The organism is Psychroserpens sp. XS_ASV72 (assembly GCF_041224425.1).
GTDB lineage: Bacteria > Bacteroidota > Bacteroidia > Flavobacteriales > Flavobacteriaceae > Psychroserpens.
Genome location: NZ_JBGFGL010000077.1, coordinates 89726 through 115842 on the forward strand (window position 1 = coordinate 89726; position 26117 = coordinate 115842).

Here is a 26117-nt window from a genome sequence, read left to right on the forward strand (position 1 = left end):
ATAAAGTGCGTAAATACTAGATAAAATGCATTTTTTTACGATGAATAACAGATGTGTTTTTTTGAGTTTTTAAAATCTGTTTTGTCAAAAAAAGTATGTAAAAATTGAATCTTGTATTTGAAAAAAGTTGTAGAAGACGTTATAATTTTCAAAATTAAATTTGATCATTTCACCGATATTTTTTGCATGTCATTTCGGTTTGTCGGAGAATAAATACGTTAATAAGATATTTATGGTGTTATGAACTGATTGTTAGACATTTGGTTAATCTCAAATACTTAACCTTATGAAAACAGTTTTTTCTATTCTTATTTTATGTTTGTCCTTAGGAACTTCAGTCGCTCTTAAAGCTCAAAATTCTTCAGTTGATTTTATCGAAGGAAGTCCAGTATACGATTACGATGAAACTACTATCTCGAATACCGCAACGATTCCTGGATACGAATCGAAAGAAAATCCAATCAAGATTACAGGTACTATCTATTTAAGCGATGGAGTAACTCCAGCTAAAGATGTAGTGCTTTATATTGAACAACCAGATGAATACGGCGATTTCGATTTACGTTATCACAATGGAAAGCGTTACGTTCATAATAGAGGATGGGTAAAAACCGATGCTGATGGTACTTATACATTCTACACTTATATTCCTGGGAATAACAGACGTTTTAAAGAATTGCAACAATTGTATCCAATTGTAAAAGCACCAGGAACTGATGATTATGAAATCACTTCCTTTTTATTTGAAGACGATCCGTATTTGTCAAAATCGTGTAGAAAGCGAATCGCTAAGCAAAATGATACAGACCGTATACTTAAGCCTGTCAAAAAAGGTGATGTTTTGATTGCTGAGCGAGATATTGTACTTCAGAAAGATATTACCAAATAATTACTGTTCAATAACGAGTTTTTGACCTGGCTTGATCACCGAATTCCTATTAATTGCATTCGTCTTACAGATGGATGCAATAGAAACGTTATTGCGTTGAGAAATTCGAGATAGGGTATCACCACGTTTTACAATATAGACCTTGCTTTGTTTTTGTAAACTAGCAATAGCATCTTCTTCGGTTAGCAAGGGTTGAATCTTACTTTGGCGTTTAGAATTGTGAACATAAGGCCGCGTCCATTTTTGAGTGATCCAGATATTTTTTGATCGGATGGTATTGTTATCATCAAATTTGAAAAGGTATTCTGGATTAATGGAAATTCCTTTGTAGTTGATAACCAAATGTAAATGACTGCCTCTGGCATTTCCTGAAACACCACCTTTACCAATATATTGTCCCTTTTTAATGGTATCATTTTCTTTGACACCATATTGAGAGAGATGTGCATACACTGTTTCAAGACCATTGTAATGACGAAGTACGACGGTTCGACCATGACCTCTAGAATAGCGTGACATTCTCACGATACCATCAAACATGGCAAATAAACTATCACCTGTAACTAAATCAATATCAATTCCTTTGTGTGCTCTTCCACGTCTCCAGCCATAACGAGAAGTAACCACCTTATCTTTTTTTATAGGTGTGGCATACGTACTATCTTTAAAAGTCAGATGAATTGGAAATATTACGACTTCTTCCTTGAACGGATTGTACACAGTATGATCCCAATGTGCAGCTTTAAGGTCTATGGGAAGAGTACTGTTTTCAATGATTTTTTCTGGTTGGATATCTAATTCTGTGCGCTCTATGATCTCAAATTCAAAGTCATCTACAACTTTAAGTTCAGGTTGTTTTTGGGAAAATACACTTAGTGAGGCTACAGTTAGGAGGCAGGTCAAGAGTGATTTCATAAATGTAATTAATGCTACTAATTTTTTTTGATTGCCGAATATAATGATAAAAAACGAAAAAACTGTTAATGTATTGTTAGTGACGACCTAACTGTATTGTTTGATTTGTTTTGAAGCTCAAAAAATCTTTTCAAAACCTAACGAAAGTCATGTTTTGTCCGCATTGCATTTCGTATCTTTAATACTGTTAATGCTTCAAAGCATTTGCGTTTATTTTCACTTCTTATTTTTTGTATGATGTATTCCTATTTACATATCAGAACGCCAACTCGGCAAGACAAGGAATCTCATATGTCTTCTAACTTCAAAATTTTATCACATGAAAGTATTTGATAACAAACACATTAAAAACGTGGCCTTTGTAGGAGCCCATCGCTCTGGAAAGACCACTTTGTCTGAAACCATGCTCTTTGAGGCTGGACTTATTAACAGACGTGGTACTGTAGAGCAACAAAATACCGTATCAGACTATCATGAATTTGAGCACCAACGTGGTGCTTCCGTTTTTGCGACGCCTTTGCATACAGAATGGCGTAACTATAAAATAAATATTATTGACACACCTGGATTAGATGATTTTATTGGTGAAATCATGTCGTCTATTCGTGTGGCTGACACCATTGTAACGGTTATAAATGCAAAACATGGAGCAGATATTGGTACAGAAATTATTTGGAATTACGTTGATCGTTATCATAAGCCAACTTTATTTGTTATCAATAAAATTGATAGTGAGAAAGCTAACTATGAGGCTAGTGTTAATAGTTTGAAAGAGCTCGTTGGTAATAATGCTGTTTTAATTCAATATCCAAAAAAGATTGATGGTGCACAATGTATTATTGATGTCCTTAAAATGAAATGTTACAAGTTCGGACCAGAAGGTGGTAAGCCAGAAAAGTTGCCAATTCCAGAGGATGAAATAGATTATGCCAATCAACTACATAATGAATTGGTAGAAAAAGCTGCTGAAAATGATGAAGCCTTAATGGAGCTTTATTTTGAAAAAGGAACCTTGAATGAAGACGAAATGCGACAAGGCATTAAACTCGGCATGTTGAACCATGATTTGTTCCCTGTATTTTGTGTATCAGCTTTAAATGATATGGGAACGGGTCGACTTATGGGCTTTATTGATAATGTGGCTCCAGCTGCTGCCGATTTAAAACCCGAACAAACCTTGGAAGGAGATTTAGTCTCTCCTAAAGTCGATGCCGATGCGTCTTTATTCATCTTCAAAACCATTTACCAACCAAACTTAGGACAGCTGACCTTCTTTAAGGTCATGTCTGGAGAAGTGCATGTTAACGATAAACTTTATAATACCAGAACAGGAGAACAAGAAAGCATCAATCAGCTCTTTATTATGGATGGGAAGGAAAAACATGCAGTTAATAAACTTACTGTAGGTGATATAGGAGCAACTACAAAATTAAAGTTCACAGATACTAATGACACTTTAGCTACTAAAGCTGAAAGTGGTACTATCAAACCGATTAAGTTTCCACAGCCAAGATTAGTAAAATCCGTGAGCGCCAATTCTTCTACAGAAGAAGAGCGATTAAGTGACGCCTTAAAGCGTATCCACAGCCAAGATTTAACGGTCGATATTAGCTATAATAATGAAACCAAACAAACCTTAGTTGGAACACAAGGAGAATTACATCTAGCGACAATTACTTGGATTTTGGAACATATCTATAATGTGGAACCAAAGTTTGAAACTCCAAAAATTTCCTATCGAGAAACCATTCAACGTAGTGCTACGGCTAATTACAGACATAAAAAGCAGAGTGGTGGTTCAGGTCAATTCGGACAAGTACATTTAAAAATTGAGCCATATTATGAAGGTATGCCAGAACCTGAAGGCTTTTCCATAAGAGGACGAGAAGAAATTGATTTGCCTTGGGAAGGTAAACTGGTCTTTTATAATTGCATCGTTGGTGGTGTGATTGATCAGCGTTATTTGCCTTCAATTATGAAAGGTATTTTGGAAGTCATGGAATCTGGACCATTGACTAACTCCTATATCAGAGATATCAGAGTTATGGTTTATGATGGTAAGATGCATGCTGTAGATTCCAATGATATTTCATTTAAGATTGCTGGAGCACATGCCTTTAAGGAAGCCTTTTTAAATGCGAATCCAAAACTATTGGAACCAACAGAACTTATGTCGCTTCGGGTTCCGGAAGCTATGGTTGGAAATGTGATGACCGAATTACAAAGCCGTCGTGCTATCATTCAGGGAATCGATTCTGAAGCCCATTATCAAATTTTAAAGTGTGTGATTCCAACAGCTGAATTAAGTGATTTTTCAAGTCAGTTGCGTTCGGCCACTCAAGGTCGTGCGACCTATAGTGCAAAATTTGAAGGCTATAACGCCGTGCCAAACCACATTCAAAAAGAACTTATAGAAAAACAACAAACAATAACCGTATAAAAACTAAACGATATGCAAAGTAAAGTCATGTATTTAAGCGATTTGAGATTTAATGTTGAAACCTGGAAACGTGAGCTTCAGTTTCATTTCAATGAAATGGATACGTTTCAGGAAAAATTAGAGGAAATCGCAAGTAGAGAACAAGATCCAATGGTGATGATCAAATTGGAAAATTTCCAAAACCGCATTATGATTGAAAAAGATGCCATTTCAAAATTAAAACATCGTTGCCGAAATAAATTGGCAAACTTAAATCGTGTGGATTTGAATGAAAACATTACTGGGCGTTTCCAAAACGAACAACACACATTGAAAGAAGATATGCGTACTTATATTAAATTACATTATGACCTCAAAGAGGAGATGATGGATTATTTTTTAGAAGTACTCTAATTGGGTTTATTTTTTATGATTCGAAAAGCCACAGGTTTGAGGGACTTGTGGCTTTTTAATTATACATTCTCAATGCTAAGGTCGCATCTATAATGAATGGGTTGTCATTACCTTGTAGTAGTTTAATAGCGTTATTTCTGTCCATTTCTTCTTGGTCAACTGGATCATCTTGATGCCATTGTAAGAGTGTGGTTATCATGGCATCAAAGAAAGCTGTATCGGCATAAGAAAGATAGGTATTTTGATTTGTAGGATGGTAAATGGCGTAGAAATAAAAAATGGCTCTGGCGATATCTCCTTTTTTGTCTTCCCTAGGTTCAAAACTGCATTGCTGACTCGCTTGAAGCGTTGCATAAACAGCATCATTATCTTTTTCAGCATACTTATCAATATCTACTGTGGGAATGGTATTAAGCTCTTGATTGAGATAAAACCAAGACTCGGTATCAGTATCTACATTATCATTAAACGGACAATTACTACGTGAGGAATTCACTTCGATTCGGCATGGGAAAATATTGAACATATCGCTTCTTGCTGGTTCATCACCAGCTCCCATACTTTGTGGAAAGGCATGTTCGGTATTGATACCCATGTTCAAGGCATGTGTACTCGGATCAGGATCTGAAGAATAATCCATGATAATAGTAAACTCTGAATAGATGCCTTTGAGTTCTTGGGTACTTGAATTAACATCAATAGAACCATATAAAGCATCTCTAGCTGGTCCGTAACCAAGGGTTTGATCTGGTGTATAGTTATTTTGAATGCAGAGTAAAAATTCATTTAAGGTTGTAGCTGTCGGACAAATAAGTACAGTGGCATTGGTTGAAATAGCATGCCAACGTGTGCCATCAAAAACGTTTAATCTGTTGGTGTCTGTGTTGTAAATGACCAAGCCAGCACTTGAAGTACTAACTGAAATATTATCACGCTCAACACTGGTCATTCTAGGAGGTAAAACACCTTGAGACGTACTTGAAATATCAAGAGCAGCAGAGGCATCTGGATTAGAGGTATTAACACCAACTTGTGAATAGAGTTGAAGGCCCAACAACAAGAACACAGTCAAATATAAGGATGCATTCTTTCTCATAAGCTATTGGCGGATCCTTTTGTATTAGCATTGGCGTTGGAAGTCCATCCATTGGCATTGGTACGTTCAATAGAGCCATTAGCAGTTGTTGAGGAAGTTTCTGAAAGACCAATATCTGAGCTTGCCGTTCCGATCGCAATAGAAGTTGCAGCTGTAAAAGCGCCTTCATAGCTAATGAATTCAATTAAACCGGATGGACCACTTAAAGCAATGCCATCTGGTGCACCATTTTGAATGGACACATCCCAAACATAATAACAATTGGAGCCATCACAAGTTTGGGTCATGTTATCCAGAGTTTCTGAATTGTAATCCGTTTGGTCTGTCCCATTGTATAAGACAACACTGTACAATGACAAATCACTAGGCTGATTGGCTAGATTTTCGGTAATTCTAATTTCAATAAATTCGTTGACATCGGTTCCAGAATTATCATAATGAAACTCATTGATTCTAGCAACGTTAGAGGTACTTCCAACAGGACCATTATAACTGCTTTTTACTTCAGAACCAACCAAGGCTCCTGTTTGCGCTACAGGAGTAACTCCAAAAGATAGATATTTACCATTATCGGTTGCAGTAATGGTATAATTTAAATTGGTTTCAGAAGTTATTTGTGTTTCATTGGTTCCTGAAGCATCATCAGCACGATACCATTGAAATAAGGACGTGCCTTCCAAATCTCCTTCATTGTCTACATAATCATAAGTTCCTGTAATGGTATTACCAATACTGAAAGTGCCACTTATGTTTAGATTAGTAGCTACAGGAACTGTGTTTGTAGTTGGACAATAAATGTTTTCCCATTCCGTCCCATTATATACCTGAAGGCATTGTTGAGATCCTTCAATAAGATAAATCAGTAATCCAGTAGCTGGATTGGTAATGCTGTTTCGCTGTGATAAATTCATTCGAGGTAATAGCAAACCACCTTCTGTAGAACTAATATCCAATATAGCAGAAGGATCTGGTGTTGAAGTTCCAATTCCGACTTGGGCATAAGAGAATTGAACGAATAGAAATACGAAAACTAAATACTTATTCAAACGTAAAAGGGATTACGAGCAAATATAAATAGACAGGTGTTTTTAAGAATAACGAGCAGTTTATCTGAGCAGAAAATCCGATGAATCGTTAGCGTATAGAACATAGTCTACGGAATCAAAAATAAAAAAGGCCATTTAAAAAATGACCTTTCAAAATAGATGATGATATGATGTTTTAGCACCCTAAAATTCCATAAGAAATGACCAATTCCTGATCGACATTTTCATTGTTGCTATTTTTTGCAGGAATCCATTTACCAGGAGTGGATTCAATAAGTTTCATCATGGTTTGGTCAATATCAGCGTAGCCTGAAGTGCTATCTAATCTGACATTTTTGATCGTTCCATTTTTTGAAACTGTAAAGAATAGTTTTGCAGCTTTAAGATCATGCTTACTAGTATTAGCAGTAAGATGCAGACTATTTTGCTTTAAATAGGAGAGAAGTGCCTCATCACCTTCAGCATATTTGGCTTGTGTTTCAGGAACTATGGTCATGTGAGGTGATCGATAATTGTGTTGTAATTTCCCTGTTTCAGGATTCTTTTCCTCATAATCGACACGGAACGCGAAATTGGTTGAAAATCCAGCCGTTTTTAAAAATGCTTTTTGTGCTTCGTTAAAACTCATTGTGGAACCGAAGATACTTTCTTCTGTATATTGTTCATCAACAAAATAACTCAGTTTTGTCGATTGTATACTGACAATGTCTTTCATAACGTCTTCATCAATAAAGGAAGCAATAGTTGTGGCTTTATCGATTTCAGATTTGGTAATTGGAGAAAAACGTGTGCCCACGTGATAAGCAAAATCAGGATTGGCTTCAGGAATTACCATATTCTGGTCTAAATTTGCCAAGGTATCATTGGAAGGATTTGATACCGATTCGGTTGTTGTGTTGAAATAAACCAAGCTACCAACAGTAATGGTGAAAATTACGGTTGCGATAATAAGTGTTTGTTTTTTCATGATGAATAGATTTTTTGATTCAGATGCTAAACTAAAGGCATAATCCATTCAGAGTGTCAAACCGATGTCAAAAAAGTGTCAAAAGTTTGTCAATAAAGCAATTTTAATAAGTAATTAATTGATTTTCAGTTGTTTTAAACTAAAAACGATGAAATCAAAAATCGCATGAAAATGGAGACTTTAAGCTAAAATTTTAGATAAATGTATCGTCCTTAGTCTGATTTGAGGTCGTCGGATCATCGGTATACGGTGTTTTTTCCAGTCCTGCAGAATCTACACCAGTAAATTTCAATATTTCATTGTAACTGGTGATGTGTTCAATACGATTTTCTTCCATGACAATGGCGCCTTTCAAGGCTTCAGGATTATTGGCCAGAATCTTAACGAGACTTTCCTCGGAATAGTCTGTAGTGGCGTTAAACTCCTTAATCCAATTGGAATGCATCAAATCCTTTAAACTCACACCTAAGCGTATGGCAATATCATGCCATTGGGTGTCTGTAGGCATGGTTTTAGTGATATCGATAGATAATACTTTCTTTTCTAATGATTTTAAATAGACATCTAATTGCTTTGTAAAGGAAGTCTCTCCAGCATAGATACAAATAAGTTGATTTGTTGGTGTGTTAAACATCATATCGTCCATAATAATTGCTTAAGTATACAATCTATACTATTTATGGAAACATCCAAAGACTTTAATAGTATTTTAAGAGGTTTTGTATGAATCCTTACTCTTTAATAAATCGTTTTACCTCTACAGAATCGGCATTGTAGATTTTTATGAAGTACATTCCTGTATCCAAAAATTTTAAATCCATTGCAGTTATTGTTGCCTCAAGTTGTTGTTTATAGATGGTTTTTCCTGAAAGATCAAAGATGTCTATTTGGAAATCATTGCCAAGCGCATTGCTATCAATGTAAATTATATCCTGAACAGGATTCGGATAGATTTTAAAAGTATCTATGTTATTTTCAGCTAAGCTCAAAGTACAAGCTTCACCCCAATTAGGTTTGTATTCTTCCAATAACGGACAAGCAAACGAAAATGCTCCAGGTTCGATAGGGAACTGCTCAACACACCAACCCGAAATATCCTGATTAAACGGACTGTTGGAAAACATCGCATCCATTAATGTGACACTACTAACATCCCAATCACCAATAGGTTGATTGAACAGGCTTCCGCTGGCAAACATGCCTTCCATTCGGGTTACGTTACTGACATCCCAATCGTTTAAGGCTTGGTTGTACACAGAGCTTAAAAACATAGAACCCATGTGCGTCACATTGCTCACATCCCAATCATTGAGTGATTGGTCAAAACTTCCAGAACCTAGAAACATGTATTGCATGTCTATGACACTGCTCACATCCCAATTATTCAAAGGCTGATTAAAATCAGAGGCGTGTGAAAACATGGCTTCCATCCAGATGACATTACTAACATCCCATGGGTTAAGTGGTTGATTGAAATCGGATGTGCCTCCAAACATGTCTGACATATCTACCACATTGGAAACGTCCCACATACTAATATCCTGATTAAAATCGACTGCTCTATAAAACATAGAGCTCATATCATAAACATTGGAAACATTCCAATTGTTCAAAGGTTGGTTAAATCCATAACAGACTTCAAACATATGTGACATATTATTAACGTTAGACACATCCCAGTTGTTGAGCGGCATATTGAATTCACTGTTGGGCCAGTTTATCGCACTTGCCATCCTGAACATGTGACTCATACTGGTTACACTTGAAACGTCCCACAGGCTAATATCCTGATTAAAATCTGCTGCGCGACTGAACATATAACTCATCGTTGTCACATTAGACACATCCCATCCGCCAATATCTTGATTAAAAACCCTTGCACATTCAAACATGTGACTCATATTCGTTACACTCGACACGTCCCAAGTTGTTATGTTTCCATTGAATGCGGAATAGGGAGGATCAACGTCAAAATCAACATAGAACAAGTAGGACATGTTTGTAACGTTTGCCACATTCCAATACTGAAGATCTTGATTGAAATCATATGCATTATAGAATAGGCCTTCCATAGTGCTTACATTAGACACATCCCAAGTGGAGATATCCTGATTGAAATTGGTTCGATTTTGAAATACATACGACAAATCCTGAATAGCAGTCGTACAGGTTAGTGCAATTTCGGGATCGTTGACATCATTTTCAATAAGCTCTAACAATTGCGAACGACTTCTTTTAGTAAAGGTCATTTGTTGGCCATTAATCGTAACGGTTCCAGAATCACCAATATTGGCATTCACACATAAACAGGTCACACCATTGGCATCTACTTCAAAAACAGGATTGACAAAGGTGCCATGCGAAAAAGGCCCTAAAACGGTACTTGTATTGGTTGCTGTGCAAGCCGTCCAAATATAGAAATCATACATAGTATCGGCTTGTAAGTTATCGATGGTCCATTGATCAGCAGAAATATCACTAATGGTTTGTCCGCTACCCAATGTAAATCCTTGAACACCATATTCTATGGTATAAGAACTATCGTTATTTTGGGTATCGCTGGTGTCTGTCCATTGCATATCGATAGAGGAGGCCGTCACGTTTGAAAAGGAAATATTTTCTGGTGGCTCACAAGCTCTATACATTCTAAAAGAGGATAGGAATGGACCACCACAAGAGCCTTGCGGATCTTCGATATAATTAATGATAAATTCGTTATCATCATTTAAGTCATACGTTGTAGACTCTGCCACAGTTGTACCAGCAAAGAGTAGAGACGGACCAGAGCAAGTGAGGTTTGTATTGATATCTGTCATTTGAATGATACCACAATCTAAATTCAATTCGACCGTCACCTCGTTAAAGACAAATAGGGGAAGTACTTGTATTTGAAAGGTTCGCGTATTTCCATTTGCAGACACCATATACGTGCCAGGCTCAAAATTATTCGTGCCATTTGAAGGTCCTGTGGTAGCGTTGTAATCTTCAATGACGTATTCACCAATCATAAAAGTTGCAGGCACATCACAATTGACTTCGGGATTGGTTTGCGCTAATGTAATCGTTGCACATAAAATGAATGGAATTATAAAATTAAGTTTTGAGAATAGGCTTTGCATTGAAAAGGCTTTGGTGGTAAAATTAGAATTTAATTGTGAAAGATAGGGTTTTTAAAAAACTATTATGCTATTGATACTAGAAGAAATGACCTTATATAATTTACAAATAAACATCTCATTATCTATTGTTTAGAATTTACCCATTATTGGGTATGTTTTGACATAAGCCAAATTCATATCATTATTTATTGTATAAACAAACCGAAAAATTATGAAAAGATTTTGCTTATTTTTTTTGATTTCAAGTTCTCTGTTTTCACAGAACATAGACCAATCTGATTCTAATGTAAATAAGAATAAGATTGACGAAAATACTTTCAAATTAAATGCTTTTGAAATTAATTACGAAGACCTAAATACTTTTTCTGAAGAAGAGGAAGGAAAAAGACAGAATCTATTTTCTACTCCAACAAATGGACCAAATCAATTTCATATTGATTTTGTTGGTACAGCAAATTTACAACAAAATATAAATGAAGCTAATGAAGATCTTCAAGGATCTGCTGGTTTGGGCGTTATTTTTGAACGATACTTTCTTAAGTGGACGAATGATGAAGATTCAGACTATCGTATACTTAAAGAGGGTTATGAAAATAGATTAGTTGAAAGTTTAGATATGGAGGCTTATATTAATGTTGCTTCTAGTATTGATTCACTAACTGCAGAAGTTGATTCAGGACAAGTAACCAATCAACGGTTATTTGGTTCTTATCTTCTTAATCCTGTTAGTACAAAACAATCGATATTCATAAACACCAATGTTTTTTTTAACTATTATAAACCAGGCTGGTTCACAAAAATAGTTAGTGGTGCTAATGTAAGGGTAAATGCCTCAAACATGCTATGGAATATTAATGATGGCACAAATAATATAAGTAGATATGCTGGTGCTATAAGCTTTAGAGCTGGTATATTTCATGAGTTTCTTCCAAACAATAAAATAAGAGATGAAAAAAACAAAAGGAAGTATAGCGTGAGACTTGGACTTCATTATAGTTCAAGACATATTACAGGAGATATATCTTCAAAAAGTAATGATTTATTGCGCGAACAGATCTTAGGTACAAAAAACAAAAATTTTAGCGGATTTGAACCTTCATTTGGCTTTAGATTAAATAATATAATTGCTGAGTTTACGATGCCGAGTATTAGAGGTTCTTCAAGAAGTGACATTGAAGGTTTAACAGACACCCAATTTATGTTTTCTATACGTTTCGTGGGAGGTTTTAGTCTCGCTATTAATGGCAATGACTCTAATAATGACGAAGATGAAGATGATAATTAACTAGCAATCATAATCCAGTTGTTATAATGAAATCATAAGACAGTTTCATATTACGGTTTTTGTTTGAGATGCTGAAACAAGTTCAGCATGACGAATTTCATCAATGCTTGAGAATCCCGTATTATAAAATTTCTGGAGGTTAGTCCGTTATAAAGAAATTATAAGACCTGTTTTTTAGCGGTTTTTGTTTGAGATAGTGAAACAAGTTCAGCATGACGTTTAGATTATATGTGTGAGATATTTTGCTTTCTAAAATAAATTCATAATTGCTTGACATAATATTGATCGATATAATTCGCTTACACGAAGTTATATCTGATATTATATCAAATAGCTCAATTCTGAGCTATTACGCAATTATTGTATTTGTTCTATAATTTATATTATGTAAAATAGAAATATTTGTTTCTCAGAGCCCATTCCCTCATTATTAAAAGCTTTAATCTAAAACATCAGAATAACAGCCTGTGCATTTCATCGAAAAATAAAAGAATAACTTTCATTTTAAAAATCAAATCCTAAATTTGAGATACCCAAATTACCAACTATTAAACCTAACCTACAATGAAACCTACCACCAATTCACGTTCCGTTTCGAAGAAATCCCGTTTGCAATTACTGCATCAGTATTATGTATATACTGGCTTTTACAGTTTTATATGGAATGCTGTCAAAAAAGTTCTTCCGTACGTTGTCGTTTGTGTTCTAGCCATAGTTACAATCAACCAGTTTTTTGATATCAATGCGGCTTTAGTACGTCTTACAGCGATTTTACCTGTATATGGTGTCTTGGGTTTCTTCTTTTTGTCTGAAACCATTTTTGGACTTGTACCTCCTGAAATGTTTATTGCCTGGTCTGGAAAATTATCATCGCCTTGGATGTTTTTGAGCATTCTAGCCGTTTTATCCTATGCTGGTGGTTTGATGTCTTATTGGTTAGGCCAATTATGCACAAAGATTCCTGCCATGCATCGTTATATGGAAGTTAAAATGAAGAAACAGCTTCAAAATTCAAAAAAATGGGGCGGATTTCTAATTGTCGTCGGTGCTTTACTCCCTTTGCCTTTTGCCGTGTCTTGTATGACAGCTGGTGTTATTAAATATCCGTTCAGTCGTGTGATGTATTACGGTTCCCTAAGAGTGTTGCGTATTTTTGGTTACGGCATCGTGATTTTTAACGTGATTTAATCTTTTACAAAATACATTTTTAATTGTCCACGATTCTTAACCTCTAATTCGCCACGATACTCACATTCAAAGTCATCTTTGATCAGTTGATATGTGCTTTCTGAAATATTGATGCGTCCTGGTTCCGAATTGGTTTCCATGCGTGAGGCTACATTTACGGTATCACCCCAAATGTCATAGGCAAACTTTTTAGTGCCTACGACTCCTGCCACTACAGATCCTGTATTGATACCAATACGAATATCGAACGCAGCGGTTGTATCCTCGTCATGTTGCACCTGTTTTACAAAAGCAATCATTTCTCTAGCAGCCAAGATCATTTTATGGGCTTGATTGGTATCGTCTAAACTTAAACCACCTGCTGCCATATACGCATCTCCAATGGTTTTTATTTTCTCTAACCCGTATTTTTCCATGATGAGATCAAACTTGGAAAAGTAATGGTCTATGGTTTCTACCAATTGCTCTGGCAATAAATTCTCGGCATAACTCGTAAAACCTTTAAAATCTGAGAACAATACCGTGACTTTCGGATATTTTTTGGCTTTGACCTTACCTTTATCTTTTAATTCTTGAGCGGTTTCTTCGGGTAAAATATTCAATAGTAATTTGTCGGAACGCTGCTTCTCCTCTGCAATAGCCTTGTGTGCTGTTTTTATGATTTTATTGGTTTTGAACAAACTAAATGCCAAAAGTGCTATTAGTAATGAGACACCTACTGTGGACCACAGAATGATGCGCTGCGTTTTTCGTTTTTCTCGTTCAAGTTCAGCTTCTTTCTCCGCTTTACTTGTAAGCGCATTACTTATTTTTTGAACACCTTGAATGTTTCTTACACTATCTCTATAAATGATATGGGTTTGATAATACTGAAAAGCTTTGTCATAATTACCGGAAGCTTCGTGAAGTTGGGATAATTTCAGATTGGCATCACTGATTTGCTCTTTGAGTCCATAAACTTCAGCCAATTCAAGACTTCTTTCGGCATATTTGAAGGCGAGTTCAAAATTGCCCTTTTCAGCATAAATATCAGCCAAATATGTTAAATATACAGACATTGGGTAAAAGTCTTTCAACTCTTCCAAGATATGCATTGCCTTGTTGATGTCATCTTCAGCTAGCTCATCCTTACCTTGTTCGGCGTGAACAATGCCTATATTTCCATAATTATACGCCAATCCGAGTTTATGATTCAAGCCTTCATAAAGTTCACTCGATTCCTCGAAATGCTCTAAGGCTTTGTCATAGTTTTTGGTCGTGATTAGCCAATCGCCACAATTAAGCAATGCAATCGCTAAATTTAAATTGTCCTTTTCTTTTCTTAGTAATGCTATCCCCTTTTCATAATACCTCCCAGCACTTTCATGGTTTTCCATCACAGCATAGGTATCTGCTATGGCAATTTGCAAAAAACTGATAGAACGCTTGTCTTTTGCTTTTTCTGCATAGTCTAAACTTTTTAAAAAAGCTTCAATAGCTTCGGAGTTATATCCTTTGGAAAGCATGGCATTGCCTCTTGCTAGATGTCCATAGGTATATGCTTGAGAAACAATACTTTTCTTATCAAAGCTTTCCGCCTTATCAATTAAAATATCAGCATAAACTAAAATAGAATCTGGGTTGGTTTCATTTTCAGTTATTAAGGTCAGAATTTTAGACTCTGATATATCATAAGCCCCTTCCCTATATTGTTGTTTCAGACTATCTGCCCTATCCTGATCTTGGGCAGACATTAGAAAACAAAAGAAAAGAAAAATAGAAAGTACTTTAAAATGTTGATGCATTAAAGATTTAATAAGGATTTATAGAACCATCACCTTTTACCTTCATTCTAGGATCGATGGTATAACTATTTGGATTAAATGGAATGTCTTTAACATCATGCCAAATATTTTTACTGTAATTACTCATGTATTTGATGTTTTCTTTTGAATACACAATGCATCCGAGGGCATTATTGCCAGAAATACCTTCAATGATAAAAGGTGCTGGTCCAACGGGATGCCATTTATTGTCAATGTAGTTATTCATGTAAGAAATTTGTGTTCCTGAATAAATAATCGGTCCAGTAGGATTCTGTCCTGAAATACCTTCAATGTCAAATGGTGCAGGTTCAACCTCAGTCCAATTATTTTTGTTATAATCTGAAATAACCACAACTCTGTTTCCAGCATATCCTATGATTCCATTTCTATTATCGCCCGTAATACCATCAAGTTCAAATGGTGCCGCTCCGATTTCATGCCATTTGTTTTCAGCGTAACTATTCATATAGGCAACTCGCTTGCCATTGAAAATAACGGGTCCACTAAGGTTGTCTCCTGCAATACCTTGAATAACAAAAGGAGCCATAGCAACAGTAGCCCATTCAGCTGTTTGGTTATAATTCATATGTACTACAGTTTGACCTCTATACGCAATAACGCCATAGTTGTTTTCACCACAAATACCCTCTACATCAATTGGTGCAGACTTAATTTCATTCCAGGAATTAACATTATAATTATTCATATAGGCTATCTGTCTTCCTACAAAAGTAATGGGTCCCTTTTGATTATTTCCAGCAATACCTCGAAATCCAGATAAGCCAATGGTGATACTGTAAGGTTCAGAATCACCAATTTTGATAGAATCATCATTTTTTACATGTGCTGAATAAGTATTGGATAGTATTCCTCGCTTTGGGTGTTCAATCAAATCAAAACCAAATTCTTTTTTAATATTTTGAATGACTATAGGTGAACTTCCGTTTTTAGCTTTAACCAACCAACTGATGTTTTGGTTTTTAAAAATGCTGGTCACATAACTTTCTGGATCTCCTGGAATTTCAGAAGGATCTCCTACATTATCTGTAAATACTACAGCAGAATTTTTTTTGGATTCAGAAATATTATCTGTATCCACGGTTAGGGTTACAATAGCGTCTTGTGCACTCATGATTTTATGTTTAGTTGGTTAATAGCAAACTCAAAACATAAGAACGGAAATCTGCAAGCAGTTTTGAGTAAAGTAGTGTCTCAAAACTAGGCTTTAGTAAATGTGGGATGACCAAAACAAGAAAGCGTTCTGTACAAGTGAGGTAATATAAAGCTACATCTTATTATTGTAATATGCAAATTAACCCAGCGTCGGTAAGATAGCATATGGGAATGTGCAAAAAAAGAAATATCAACAATTTGCCGTTAATAACTTAAACATTCCTTTAACATCTATAAGGTGTTTTGCTCACGTATATATGTCATAACCAAAACCTAAAAAACATATGATTAAACGAATCTCACTGATTGTTGTATCTGCATTATTATTGACTGCTTGTGTTTCAAAAAAGAAATACATGGCGTTAGAACAAGATAATGGAGAGTTAAAAAGTGAATTGAACAAAACCAAAGTCGAGAAAGAAGAACTCGAGGCTAAATTTGCCGCTATCCAGCAACGTGTTGACCAATACAATGCTAAAATCAACTCGCTTACCGAAGACAATAACACCAAACTTGTGCAAACCGATGGTGTTGTGATTTCTGAAAAACAAAAGGAAATGATGCGTGAAACACTTAAAAGTGTACCTCCTGCGTATTTAGCAACTGCCAAAACCTTAAAAGATAGTATGAACTTGGCGCTTCAATTTAATTTGAAGAAATCAATGGATAACATTGAAGAAGATGAAGATATCAATGTCAATATAGAGGAAACCGTAGTCATGATCTCTATTTCCGATAAGATGTTATTCGACTTCGGAAGCTATAGAGTAAGTGATAAGGCAAGTGCTATCCTTCAGAAAATTGCTGATGTGGTCAATTCTGAAGAAAGCCTAGATATTATGGTGGAAGGCCATACCGATAATAAAACAATGAAGCCTTCCGCAGCTGTAAAAGACAACTGGGATTTAAGTGTACTTCGTGCGACTTCTGTTGTTAAAAAATTACAAGAAGACCACGGCGTTGCTCCAGAAAAATTAATAGCTGCTGGACGTAGCTTTTATCAGCCATTAGCAGACAATGACACTAAAGAAAATCGTGCTAAAAATCGTAGAACACGAATCGTGATTTTACCAAATATTGACAAGTTTTTTGCTATGATGGCATCAAATGAGTAAAACTTAGCCTTACATTATGGTTAATTAATCCATGAAAGACTACTGTTAACGCAGTAGTCTTTTTTTTATGCTCTTCTAGTCTATTCTATTAGCTTTTTATCGATGTTGGTTCAACTTTATTTCCTGTAATCAAAAACTTTTCTATTTTTGGGTAAACAACCTTTAACCTGCTGGCTTACAATGAAAAAAATTACACTTCTACTCTGTAGCGTTCTTTTCGGTTTTAACTGTATAGTTTCTGGTCAAGAGTCCATTGCTCGTCAGTGGAATGAAGTTCTTTTAGATGGTATCCGTTCCGATTTCGCACGACCAACCGTTCATGCCCGAAATTTATTTCATAGTTCTGTATTAATGTACGACGCTTGGGCAGTTTTTGATAGTCAAGCGGAAACTGTTTTTTTGGGTAAAACATTCAATGACTACACTTGTGCTTTTAGTGGTATTGCAGCACCTACAGATATTGATGCAGCGCGTCATGAGGTCATGAGTTATGCTATGTATAGATTACTCAACCATAGATTTCAAAATGCACCAGGTGTGGTTGTGATAACACAAGAAATTGAAGACCATTTTACAAGTTTTGGGTATGATCCAAATATGACTTCTACCGATTACAGTACTGGCTCTTATGCAGCTTTAGGTAATTACATGGCTTCTGAAATGATTGCCTTTGGATTACAGGACAATAGCAATGAACAGTTTAATTATGCCAACAATTATTATACACCTGATAACTTTCCTCTGATACTAGATCTTTATCAAGATAATACCAATATTGATCCCAATAAATGGCAACCTTTGGCTTTTGATGTGTTTATCGATCAAAGCGGTAACCCTCTACCCTTAAGCACACCTGCGTTTTTAAGTCCGGAATGGGGAGCTGTCAAGCCATTTTGTTTGACGACAGATGATTTAGATATTCTAAATGATGGTTTTGATAGTTATGTCTACAACGATCCAGGTCCACCTCCTTACATTCAAAACTCGAATGAAGATGGTATAGATGATCCTTACAAATGGTATTTCTCACTCGTTGCAGCATGGTCGTCTCATTTAGATCCTAATGATCCAACAATGATTGATATTTCTCCTGGTGCAAAAGGAAACTTTCCATTGGAAGATTTACCTGAAACCTTCGAAGAGTACAAAGACTTTTATGACATGATGAATGGTGGCGATGCAAGTACAGGTCACGCTTTAAATCCGTCAACAGGACTACCATATGCTCCTAACATTGTAAAACGTGCCGATTATGCGCGTGTTTTGGCTGAGTTTTGGGCAGATGGACCAGATTCAGAAACACCACCTGGACATTGGTTTACCATTTTGAATTATGTGAATGACCATCCAGAGTTGGTTAAAAAAATTGGCGGACAAGGACCTACGGTTTCTGATCTGGAATGGGATGTGAAAGCCTATTTGGTACTTGGTGGAGCCATGCATGATGTGGCGATTACCACTTGGGGAATCAAAGGATATTACGATTATATTCGTCCGATTTCAGCCATTCGTTACATGGCAGGAAAAGGCCAGAGCTCTAATGCCTCTTTGCCAAATTATGATCCGCATGGTTTGCCATTGATTCCAGGATTAATAGAATTGGTACAACCTGGAGAGGAACTGGCTGGTGGTTCTAATGAAAATGTAGGAAGAGTAAAAATATATGCTTGGCGTGGACCAGACTTTATAAATGATCCAGAAACTGATATTGCTGGTGTTGATTGGATTTTAGGGGAGCATTGGTGGCCTTATCAACGTGCTACATTTGTCACACCGCCTTTTGCAGGATATCTTTCAGGACACTCCACTTTTTCAAGAGCTGCTGCTGAAGTGTTGACACGATTAACAGGCGATCGCTTTTTTCCTGGAGGTATGGGAACTTTCGATTTTGCGCAAAATGACTATCTATTTTTTGAGGTAGGACCTTCAGAAAGCATGACCTTACAATGGGCAACCTATCAAGATGCGTCAGACCAAACTAGTTTGTCTAGAATTTGGGGAGGTATCCATCCGCCTATTGATGATATTCGCGGACGTATCATTGGTGATAAAATAGGCAATGAAGCCTTTGATCTAGCTGTTCACTATTTTGAAGATACCTTAAATACTCCTAATGTAACTCTAGAAGAAAGCATAAGCTTTTACCCTGTTCCATTTACTGATGTACTTTCGATTTCGAATCCTAAAGGACTCAGATTTAATATGAGGCTTTTTGGAATGGATGGAAAGGAAGTCTATACTTCAAAAGTCTTAGATCACAATGTAAAATTACAGCTAACAGCTTTACAATCTGGATTGTATTTTGCCCAAGTTACAGATGAGTATGACCAAATTCTTTTCGTTAAAAAAGTGGTAAAAAACTAGATAAACCATATTCTATAAGGTACTTTTGCAATCAAATAAGTTCCTTATGTTTTCACTGTTTAATAGTTTTAAAATTGTGGCTTTTTTAGAAGGGGTATCTTACATTTTATTGTTGTTTGTCGCCGTGCCAATTAAGTATTTAGCTGGTGATCCACAATATGTTAAATGGTTGGGAATGCCACATGGTATCTTGTTCTTGGCTTATATTGTTTTGGCCTTGATGTTGGCTTCTGAATTAAAGTGGCCAAGACGTACACTTGTCATTGTTTTACTCGCCTCAATTATTCCATTTGGAACTTTTTACGTGGATAGAACCTATTTGAAAAGCAAATCATAAATGAGTGAATTTCAGCATTTCTTTTACGATTATTTTATAGGCTTAGGATGGTCTGAAGTAATGTCAAAGTACTTGAACATGTTATGTATGTTCATCATCTTGGTCATCATCTTGTTTATTGCCGATCGCTTAACGCGACGTTTAATTATTCGGTTTTTTTCAGCGTTTTCAGAACGCACCAAAACCAATTTCGATAATTTATTGGTCAGTCATCGTGCACCAAGACGTATTGCACATTTAGTGCCTTTGGTGTTGACCATCAATTTATTTCCATTGGTGTTTCATGATTTTCCACATTTTGAGACCTATATTTTGATGCTTCTCAAAGTTTATGGAATCATCCTTACAATATGGATTATTAGAAGTGTTCTCAAAACATTCGAATCCTATTTTAAAACCTTACCTCGTTTAAAGGATAAACCTATAGATAGCTACATACAAGTTACCATGTTGTTTATCTGGATTATTGGTATTGCCTCTATTTTGGCAATTCTGATAGATCTATCGTTTATAAAATTCTTTACCACTCTTGGTGCTGCTTCGGCTATACTACTACTTATTTTTAAGGATACCATTCTTGGATTTGTAGCCAGTATACAAGTAGCCATTAACGATAGCGTTCGAATTGGTGATTGGATTACCATGGAGAAATATGGGGCTGATGGTAGTGTGATCGAAATCAACCTTTCTACGGTTCAGGTTCAGAATTTTGACATGACGATTACTAATATTCCAACCTATGCCTTGATTTCAGATTCTTATAAGAACTGGAGAGGAATGCAATCTTCAGGAGGAAGACGTATCAAGCGTTCTATTTTGCTTAAAGCTAAAAGTATTAAGTATTTAAGCGACGATGATATTGAACATCTTAAAGGGATTCAATTGATTAAAGAGTATCTCGAATCACGTCAAAAAGATATTAAAACCTATAATACTGAACACAATGCTGACAAATCGGTTTTGATCAATGGACGAAATCTCACTAATGTTGGTGTCTTTAGAAAATACATGCAGACCTATGTTGAAAGACATTCTGCCGTGAATAAGGAGATGACCATTATGGTTCGGCAATTGGAGCCAACACCTGAAGGATTACCATTGGAAATTTACTGTTTCAGTAGTGATAAGCGTTGGGAAAATTATGAGTATATCATGGCAGATATTTTTGATCATGCCTTAGCAGCAGTAAGCTATTTCGATTTGGAAGTCTTTGAATATCCAACCAAGTTTAAGGATAGCAATCAGTAGTCTACTCCTCCTCTAACCTATCTTTTACAAATTCGATTTCGGTTTTACCATGTGCTTTTGGCTTTCCATCAGGACCCAAATTGACCATGATGATTTTATCGACCGTTAAAATGGTTTCCCTCGTCATTTTGTTGCGTACTTCCGATTTTAAGGTCAATGACGATTTACCGAACTTAATAACTTCAATACCGATTTCAACAATATCACCTTGTTTGGCTGAGGACATAAAATTGATTTCAGACATGTATTTGGTCACTACTTTTGAATTTTCCAATTGAATAACGGTATATAGCGCTACCTCTTCATCAATCCAAGCTAAAAGCTTTCCTCCAAATAAAGTTTGGTTCGGGTTTAAATCTTCGGGTTTTACCCATTTACGTGTGTGAAATCTCATAAAAATGTTTTTATAGAATCGAATTTATTAACAAAAGTAGGAAGTTCTCGTTAATCTTTTTCTAAACTTTTCTTAAACCATTAACAGTCAATTGCTTTCCAAATTATCTTTAAAAGACTAAAATCAATCAAAATGAATCACTTAATGACATTAATTGCAAGTCTCATCGTCATGATGCATTCTTGCATACAATCGCAAGACCCTAAAAAAAACACTTCCAAAACAGAGCCTAATACTAAGATCGTTGGTGGTCCATGTGAAGGCTGCGATGCAGCAACTGATTATGGAGACAAAGTATTAAATTGGACAGATACCATTAAAGGTTTTGATACTTCCAATAACAAAATCAAAATCAATGGAACTGTGTTTCGAAATGATGGACAAACGCCTGCAGAAGGCATAATTGTGTATGTATACCATACTGACCATACTGGTCGTTATCCTACAAAATCCACATCGACTGGCTTAGAGCGTCGTCATGGTTACATGCGTACTTGGTTAAGAACAGATGCTGATGGACGCTATGAATTTTATACCTCAAGACCTGCCTCCTATCCAAATTCCACAGTTCCACAACATATCCATGTGACCATTAAGGAACCAGGTTTGAACTCCTATTATATTGAAGATTTTTTCTTTGCTGATGATCCAAATCTTACATCAGATATCAAAAAAAGATCCAAACCTAGAGGTGGTTCAGGTGTCATTCAGTTAAAAGGTGATGGTACCATAAAAACAGCAACGCGTGATATCATTTTAGGATTACATATTCCTGATTATTAGAATAAAGTTCCTTCATCTTCATTAGGAATCTTAAGATTATAGCCTAGCTCAGAATTGAGCTTCTTGATAAAGTGCGCAGACAACAGTGGTGATTCTTTTTCTATATTTTGATGTATGAAAAAATCGATTTCCTTAATACCTTGATCTTTCCACTCTTTAAGTCTTTCGACCCATTCATCTAATCTTGAGTAATCACTCTTGTGATTGGCGCCAACATAACGTACAAAAGCAGTAGGATTGGTAAGTCGCATATGCATCAAATCCCTTCTGCCAGCTGTATCTACAATAACATTTGAAATATTGTGGGTTTCTAAAAGATCGTACAGTTGGTTAGCAACAGCCTTATCATTATACCAATTGGTATGTCTAAATTCAATAGCTAAAGGAACTTCTTTGGGCCATGATTCTACAAAATTCACTACTCTATCAAAATCCTTAGGTGCAAAATTGTTATGCATCTGTAAAAACACTGTACCAAGTTTTTCTTTTAGATTTAAGGCATTGTCTAAATAATGATTAACTACTTCGGTAACGCCATTTAAACGTTTCCAATGACTGATTTCCTGATTGAGCTTCGGAAAAAATTTAAATCCCTCAGGCGTTTTTTCATACCAGGTTGAGAATTGTTCCGCGGGAAAAATGCGATAAAACGTCGCATTTAATTCAATACTATTAAATTGGCTGGAATAATAGGTTAACTCGTCTTTAGTGCCTCTTGGATAAAACCCCTTTAAGTCAGCTTTGTTCCATTTGGCGCAGCCAACATATATTTCTGGAAGATTATCGTCCTTTACTTTATTTAAAACACGCGCTGTATCGATATGGTCTTGAGGTAAACTCAAATCATAGTCGCCAGGATTATCTACACTACCGAATTTCATTTGTTTGTTTTTATCAAAGTTACAGGAATATTTTTAAGAAAACTATTTGTTGATAACCTCGTTAACAAGATAATTGTCTGTGCAATTTGTAGCCTATCATAATTTATATTTTTAATAAAATTAAAGCCATGAATGATCGATCTACCAATTTAAAATCTATTCGTCCAAGTATACCTTCAGCAAAAGTAAATGCTAATATGACTTCAGATGAATGTTTTCAAAACGTGACCTTACGACCAATTATTAAAATGCAAAATCATTTATTGGTCATGGTATTTAGAAATTACATTGCAAAGCGCAAGAATGTCTTTTATGAGTTGTCATTAGCAAAGCAATTAGACTATATAGAAAATGCCATTCATAAGGATATGAAATTTAGAAATTCATTAAAAGGCATGATCATTGGCCAGTTTACTGTCGAAGAGTATGAATCGTATACTCAAAATTCATCTGCTTTAAACAAACGGATGATGAGCTTGGTAAAAGACCGATTGATTAGCAACATACAATTGTTTACGTTGCCATTGGCAAAAGCCATTTAAATGATGGATTCACCGTTGAGATTGGTAGTGAGTACATCGCTCATATAATCAAAGTATGGACGAACCGTTTTAAAGGCATTGTCAACTTCTTTTAGGAAATCATCTGAAGCAACTTCCTTATCTGAATATTTTTTGATAAATACATACTGTTTTTTTCTTATTAAGTCTATTGCAGGATGCTCTTTATCAAAATTTTTAGGAGCTGTCTTTAATTCTTCCCCTTGAAAATCACCCCAAACCGATTTGAATTTATTGTCGTTTATAATGTCTCTAATCTCCTCATCGTCTTGTTCAAATTCTTTTCTGATGCGAAGTAAGTCCTCTTTGTTTGGCTGCCAAAATCCGGTAGCAATAAACGATTCGTTATTAGGTTGAACATGAACATAATAACCACCTCGTAATTCTGGTTTTTTGCGATGGAAAGAACAGCCAAAATGTGTTTTATAAGGTTGTTTGTCTTTTGAAAACCGAACATCTCTATAAATACGGAACATTTTCATATTGTCAACATTATCGTGCTTTTTCAAATTTTCGAAAACTTGGGTATTAGCCAATTTGGCTTGAGTTTCCAATTGTTTAAAGGTCTTTTTGTGCTCATTGAACCACTCGCGATTGTTATTGTTGCCCAATTGCTTTAAAAAATCCAGAATATCCTTTGAGAATTTCACATTGCTCATGTCTTTGTATTTTCACCTAAAATTACAAAAAAAAGTCCCGATGAAAATCGGGACTCTTAATTATTAACTTAATATTAATTGTCGTCTACAACATCTTCTACTCCATCCTCTACATCTTCTGCTGCATCTTCTAAAGCGTCACCAGTGTCTTCGGCAGCTTCTTCGATTTTTTCACCAGTAGACTTTTGATCTCTACAGCTTGTAGTGGTTGTTATTAAACTTAAAGAAAATAAGGCTAGAAATATATATGATAACTTTTTCATTTTGAATGGGTTTTAATGGTTAATGTTTAATTTGATTTGTGATTATCGTTTAACCAAAGATTTGATTAATGATAGAACGAATAATACTAAAAATATAAAGAATAATATTTTAGCTATTCCTGCTGATGCTCCAGCAATTCCACCGAAACCTAAGATTCCAGCAATAATGGCAATAATTACAAATGTGATTGTCCAACGTAACATAATGTTTGTTTTTAAATTTAACGTTTAAAGTATCTGACTTTCAGTATACTATTTGGTAGGTAGCTTCAATAAATTTGAGCTCAGCATTAGTTGTTCATAAATACCTCTTCAAACTCAGCAGCATTAACTTTTAATTTGTTGTCAAACTGCAACGTTCTGATAGGGAAAGGAATATTTATGTCTTCTTTATCATAGGCTTTTTTGATTTCAATAATAGCTTTTGTCTTTGCTTTTAGTTTTTCTAGCATGTTTTCGGCATCAATCCAGAAACGGCATAAATAGTTAATCGAACTGCTTCCGAATTCGGTGTAGTAAAATTCTACATCCTCAGGCTTTTCTACTTGATCAAACGTGTTGGCTATAGTTTCTTTGGTCAAAGCTTCCACTTTTTCCAAATCAGATTCGTATCCAACACCACATTCAATAAATACACGCATTTTCGTGGTGAGCGAATAATTCTTCAGTGGATTTTCCAAAATCATTTTATTAGGAATTACCACCATATTATTATCTGCTTCCTTTAGCGTGAAATCCTTAAGGTTGATATCAATAATCTCACCTGAATACCCATTAGTCTCGACCCAATGCCCAATTTGGATTTTCTTTCTGAAAGAAATGACAATACCTGCAATGGTATTCGATAAGGTTCCTTGAAGGGCTAAACCAATTACTAAACCAGCAACACCAGCACCAGTCAATAACGAGGTTAGTGTTTTATTCAGGTTTAATATTCCCAAGGCTAGGAACAATCCTGCCATGACGACAATGACTGCACTTATTCTGGCAATGGTTCTACTTATTGAGGTTTGACTAACACGTTTAGAAGCTAATTTAAATGTGAATTTATTGACATATTTAGCTACAAAAAATGCTGTAATCAATACAAGGATTGCAAGTGCAAGATTTGGTAAATTTTGTATGATGGCATCTAACCAACCTAATAATTTGCTTACTAGGTTGCTAAATGCTTGATTGAGTTGTTCTTTCATAAGT

General features: G+C 35.5%; 25 protein-coding genes. 11 read left to right on the forward strand and 14 right to left on the reverse strand.

What is annotated here, in order from left to right; all coding sequences use genetic code 11:
- Positions 1-286 precede the first annotated feature (286 nt).
- Complete coding sequence (locus AB9K26_RS09260; RefSeq protein WP_369972282.1) at positions 287-889, forward strand: hypothetical protein; 603 nt, start codon at positions 287-289, stop codon at positions 887-889.
- On the opposite strand, the gene AB9K26_RS09265 is transcribed toward AB9K26_RS09260, so the two are convergent.
- Positions 890-1804 (reverse strand): peptidoglycan DD-metalloendopeptidase family protein, encoded by a 915-nt coding sequence (locus AB9K26_RS09265; protein ID WP_369972283.1) that lies wholly within the window; start codon positions 1802-1804, stop codon positions 890-892.
- 319 nt (positions 1805-2123) lie between these two features.
- On the opposite strand from AB9K26_RS09265, the gene AB9K26_RS09270 reads away from it, so the two are divergent.
- Both AB9K26_RS09270 and AB9K26_RS09275 read left to right on the forward strand, forming a co-directional pair.
- Positions 2124-4244, forward strand: a complete 2121-nt coding sequence (locus AB9K26_RS09270) for an elongation factor G (RefSeq protein ID WP_369972284.1) — start codon at positions 2124-2126, stop codon at positions 4242-4244.
- A 12-nt stretch (positions 4245-4256) separates the two neighbouring features.
- Positions 4257-4637 (forward strand): hypothetical protein, encoded by a 381-nt coding sequence (locus AB9K26_RS09275; protein ID WP_369972285.1) that lies wholly within the window; start codon positions 4257-4259, stop codon positions 4635-4637.
- Positions 4638-4692: 55 nt separating this feature from the next.
- On the opposite strand, the gene AB9K26_RS09280 is transcribed toward AB9K26_RS09275, so the two are convergent.
- The 5 genes from AB9K26_RS09280 to AB9K26_RS09300 all read right to left on the reverse strand — a co-directional run bounded on the left by AB9K26_RS09280 (position 4693) and on the right by AB9K26_RS09300 (position 10865).
- Positions 4693-5733: an endonuclease gene (locus AB9K26_RS09280; RefSeq protein ID WP_369972286.1), complete on the reverse strand. Its 1041-nt coding sequence runs from the start codon at positions 5731-5733 to the stop codon at positions 4693-4695.
- Positions 5730-6779: a hypothetical protein gene (locus AB9K26_RS09285; protein ID WP_369972287.1), complete on the reverse strand. Its 1050-nt coding sequence runs from the start codon at positions 6777-6779 to the stop codon at positions 5730-5732. The genes AB9K26_RS09280 and AB9K26_RS09285 overlap by 4 nt, the downstream gene beginning before the upstream one ends.
- A 175-nt stretch (positions 6780-6954) precedes the next feature.
- On the reverse strand, positions 6955-7746 hold the full coding sequence (locus AB9K26_RS09290) for an energy transducer TonB (RefSeq protein WP_369972288.1): 792 nt from the start codon (positions 7744-7746) through the stop codon (positions 6955-6957).
- Positions 7747-7939: 193 nt separating this feature from the next.
- Positions 7940-8392, reverse strand: coding sequence for a hypothetical protein (locus tag AB9K26_RS09295; RefSeq protein ID WP_369972289.1), 453 nt, complete (start codon positions 8390-8392; stop codon positions 7940-7942).
- A gap of 85 nt (positions 8393-8477) precedes the next feature.
- The gene (locus tag AB9K26_RS09300) at positions 8478-10865 is read right to left on the reverse strand and encodes a BspA family leucine-rich repeat surface protein (RefSeq protein ID WP_369972290.1); all 2388 of its coding nucleotides are present in this window, start codon (positions 10863-10865) and stop codon (positions 8478-8480) included.
- Between the two features lie 211 nt (positions 10866-11076).
- Between AB9K26_RS09300 and AB9K26_RS09305 the strand changes: the two genes are divergently transcribed.
- A complete protein-coding gene (locus AB9K26_RS09305; protein WP_369972291.1) occupies positions 11077-12150 on the forward strand; it encodes a hypothetical protein in 1074 nt (357 codons plus the stop codon).
- A gap of 564 nt (positions 12151-12714) precedes the next feature.
- Positions 12715-13338 (forward strand): YqaA family protein, encoded by a 624-nt coding sequence (locus AB9K26_RS09310; RefSeq protein WP_369972292.1) that lies wholly within the window; start codon positions 12715-12717, stop codon positions 13336-13338.
- Here AB9K26_RS09310 and AB9K26_RS09315 read toward each other — a convergent pair.
- Positions 13335-15071 (reverse strand): adenylate/guanylate cyclase domain-containing protein, encoded by a 1737-nt coding sequence (locus AB9K26_RS09315; RefSeq protein WP_369972293.1) that lies wholly within the window; start codon positions 15069-15071, stop codon positions 13335-13337. The genes AB9K26_RS09310 and AB9K26_RS09315 overlap by 4 nt on opposite strands.
- A gap of 58 nt (positions 15072-15129) precedes the next feature.
- Complete coding sequence (locus AB9K26_RS09320; protein ID WP_369972294.1) at positions 15130-16275, reverse strand: hypothetical protein; 1146 nt, start codon at positions 16273-16275, stop codon at positions 15130-15132.
- Between the two features lie 328 nt (positions 16276-16603).
- Between AB9K26_RS09320 and AB9K26_RS09325 the strand changes: the two genes are divergently transcribed.
- From AB9K26_RS09325 to AB9K26_RS09340, 4 genes are all read left to right on the forward strand, one after another.
- Complete coding sequence (locus AB9K26_RS09325; protein WP_369972592.1) at positions 16604-17431, forward strand: flagellar motor protein MotB; 828 nt, start codon at positions 16604-16606, stop codon at positions 17429-17431.
- A 180-nt stretch (positions 17432-17611) separates the two neighbouring features.
- Positions 17612-19795 carry a T9SS type A sorting domain-containing protein gene (locus AB9K26_RS09330; RefSeq protein WP_369972295.1) on the forward strand — a complete coding sequence of 728 codons (2184 nt, stop codon included), beginning with the start codon at positions 17612-17614 and terminating at the stop codon, positions 19793-19795.
- 46 nt (positions 19796-19841) lie between these two features.
- A complete protein-coding gene (locus tag AB9K26_RS09335; protein ID WP_369972296.1) occupies positions 19842-20132 on the forward strand; it encodes a DUF3817 domain-containing protein in 291 nt (96 codons plus the stop codon).
- Positions 20133-21380 carry a mechanosensitive ion channel family protein gene (locus tag AB9K26_RS09340; RefSeq protein WP_369972297.1) on the forward strand — a complete coding sequence of 416 codons (1248 nt, stop codon included), beginning with the start codon at positions 20133-20135 and terminating at the stop codon, positions 21378-21380.
- Position 21381: 1 nt separating this feature from the next.
- Here the strand turns inward: AB9K26_RS09340 and AB9K26_RS09345 are convergent, their stop codons facing one another.
- Entirely contained in the window at positions 21382-21774 is a 393-nt protein-coding gene (locus AB9K26_RS09345) for an acyl-CoA thioesterase (RefSeq protein ID WP_369972298.1), read from the reverse strand.
- A 144-nt stretch (positions 21775-21918) separates the two neighbouring features.
- Between AB9K26_RS09345 and AB9K26_RS09350 the strand changes: the two genes are divergently transcribed.
- Positions 21919-22557, forward strand: a complete 639-nt coding sequence (locus AB9K26_RS09350; RefSeq protein ID WP_369972299.1) for an intradiol ring-cleavage dioxygenase — start codon at positions 21919-21921, stop codon at positions 22555-22557.
- Here AB9K26_RS09350 and AB9K26_RS09355 read toward each other — a convergent pair.
- Entirely contained in the window at positions 22554-23438 is an 885-nt protein-coding gene (locus AB9K26_RS09355; protein WP_369972300.1) for a DUF72 domain-containing protein, read from the reverse strand. The two genes, AB9K26_RS09350 and AB9K26_RS09355, sit on opposite strands and share 4 nt — an antisense overlap.
- Positions 23439-23566: 128 nt before the next feature.
- Between AB9K26_RS09355 and AB9K26_RS09360 the strand changes: the two genes are divergently transcribed.
- A complete protein-coding gene (locus AB9K26_RS09360) occupies positions 23567-23980 on the forward strand; it encodes a glyoxalase (RefSeq protein ID WP_369972301.1) in 414 nt (137 codons plus the stop codon).
- Here AB9K26_RS09360 and AB9K26_RS09365 read toward each other — a convergent pair.
- The 4 genes from AB9K26_RS09365 to AB9K26_RS09380 all read right to left on the reverse strand — a co-directional run bounded on the left by AB9K26_RS09365 (position 23977) and on the right by AB9K26_RS09380 (position 26113).
- Positions 23977-24657: a DUF2461 domain-containing protein gene (locus AB9K26_RS09365; RefSeq protein WP_369972302.1), complete on the reverse strand. Its 681-nt coding sequence runs from the start codon at positions 24655-24657 to the stop codon at positions 23977-23979. The genes AB9K26_RS09360 and AB9K26_RS09365 overlap by 4 nt on opposite strands.
- A gap of 74 nt (positions 24658-24731) precedes the next feature.
- Complete coding sequence (locus AB9K26_RS09370) at positions 24732-24920, reverse strand: hypothetical protein (protein WP_369972303.1); 189 nt, start codon at positions 24918-24920, stop codon at positions 24732-24734.
- Positions 24921-24962: 42 nt separating this feature from the next.
- A complete protein-coding gene (locus AB9K26_RS09375; RefSeq protein ID WP_369972304.1) occupies positions 24963-25124 on the reverse strand; it encodes a DUF1328 domain-containing protein in 162 nt (53 codons plus the stop codon).
- Between the two features lie 86 nt (positions 25125-25210).
- Complete coding sequence (locus tag AB9K26_RS09380) at positions 25211-26113, reverse strand: mechanosensitive ion channel family protein (RefSeq protein WP_369972305.1); 903 nt, start codon at positions 26111-26113, stop codon at positions 25211-25213.
- Between the last annotated feature and the right edge of the window lie 4 nt (positions 26114-26117).

What these genes read in the sequence shown, in the direction of transcription:
- AB9K26_RS09280 (WP_369972286.1), bottom strand. Translation starts at nt 5,733, where the DNA reads ATGAGAAAGAATGCATCCTTATATTTGACTGTGTTCTTGTTGTTGGGC.
- AB9K26_RS09355 (WP_369972300.1), bottom strand. Translation starts at nt 23,438, where the DNA reads ATGAAATTCGGTAGTGTAGATAATCCTGGCGACTATGATTTGAGTTTA.
- AB9K26_RS09260 (WP_369972282.1), top strand. Translation starts at nt 287, where the DNA reads ATGAAAACAGTTTTTTCTATTCTTATTTTATGTTTGTCCTTAGGAACT.
- AB9K26_RS09350 (WP_369972299.1), top strand. Translation starts at nt 21,919, where the DNA reads ATGACATTAATTGCAAGTCTCATCGTCATGATGCATTCTTGCATACAA.
- AB9K26_RS09305 (WP_369972291.1), top strand. Translation starts at nt 11,077, where the DNA reads ATGAAAAGATTTTGCTTATTTTTTTTGATTTCAAGTTCTCTGTTTTCA.
- AB9K26_RS09295 (WP_369972289.1), bottom strand. Translation starts at nt 8,392, where the DNA reads ATGGACGATATGATGTTTAACACACCAACAAATCAACTTATTTGTATC.
- AB9K26_RS09310 (WP_369972292.1), top strand. Translation starts at nt 12,715, where the DNA reads ATGAAACCTACCACCAATTCACGTTCCGTTTCGAAGAAATCCCGTTTG.
- AB9K26_RS09375 (WP_369972304.1), bottom strand. Translation starts at nt 25,124, where the DNA reads ATGTTACGTTGGACAATCACATTTGTAATTATTGCCATTATTGCTGGA.
- AB9K26_RS09345 (WP_369972298.1), bottom strand. Translation starts at nt 21,774, where the DNA reads ATGAGATTTCACACACGTAAATGGGTAAAACCCGAAGATTTAAACCCG.
- AB9K26_RS09370 (WP_369972303.1), bottom strand. Translation starts at nt 24,920, where the DNA reads ATGAAAAAGTTATCATATATATTTCTAGCCTTATTTTCTTTAAGTTTA.
- AB9K26_RS09315 (WP_369972293.1), bottom strand. Translation starts at nt 15,071, where the DNA reads ATGTCTGCCCAAGATCAGGATAGGGCAGATAGTCTGAAACAACAATAT.
- AB9K26_RS09340 (WP_369972297.1), top strand. Translation starts at nt 20,133, where the DNA reads ATGAGTGAATTTCAGCATTTCTTTTACGATTATTTTATAGGCTTAGGA.
- AB9K26_RS09330 (WP_369972295.1), top strand. Translation starts at nt 17,612, where the DNA reads ATGAAAAAAATTACACTTCTACTCTGTAGCGTTCTTTTCGGTTTTAAC.
- AB9K26_RS09290 (WP_369972288.1), bottom strand. Translation starts at nt 7,746, where the DNA reads ATGAAAAAACAAACACTTATTATCGCAACCGTAATTTTCACCATTACT.
- AB9K26_RS09300 (WP_369972290.1), bottom strand. Translation starts at nt 10,865, where the DNA reads ATGCAAAGCCTATTCTCAAAACTTAATTTTATAATTCCATTCATTTTA.
- AB9K26_RS09265 (WP_369972283.1), bottom strand. Translation starts at nt 1,804, where the DNA reads ATGAAATCACTCTTGACCTGCCTCCTAACTGTAGCCTCACTAAGTGTA.
- AB9K26_RS09275 (WP_369972285.1), top strand. Translation starts at nt 4,257, where the DNA reads ATGCAAAGTAAAGTCATGTATTTAAGCGATTTGAGATTTAATGTTGAA.
- AB9K26_RS09360 (WP_369972301.1), top strand. Translation starts at nt 23,567, where the DNA reads ATGAATGATCGATCTACCAATTTAAAATCTATTCGTCCAAGTATACCT.
- AB9K26_RS09365 (WP_369972302.1), bottom strand. Translation starts at nt 24,657, where the DNA reads ATGAGCAATGTGAAATTCTCAAAGGATATTCTGGATTTTTTAAAGCAA.
- AB9K26_RS09335 (WP_369972296.1), top strand. Translation starts at nt 19,842, where the DNA reads ATGTTTTCACTGTTTAATAGTTTTAAAATTGTGGCTTTTTTAGAAGGG.
- AB9K26_RS09320 (WP_369972294.1), bottom strand. Translation starts at nt 16,275, where the DNA reads ATGAGTGCACAAGACGCTATTGTAACCCTAACCGTGGATACAGATAAT.
- AB9K26_RS09270 (WP_369972284.1), top strand. Translation starts at nt 2,124, where the DNA reads ATGAAAGTATTTGATAACAAACACATTAAAAACGTGGCCTTTGTAGGA.
- AB9K26_RS09380 (WP_369972305.1), bottom strand. Translation starts at nt 26,113, where the DNA reads ATGAAAGAACAACTCAATCAAGCATTTAGCAACCTAGTAAGCAAATTA.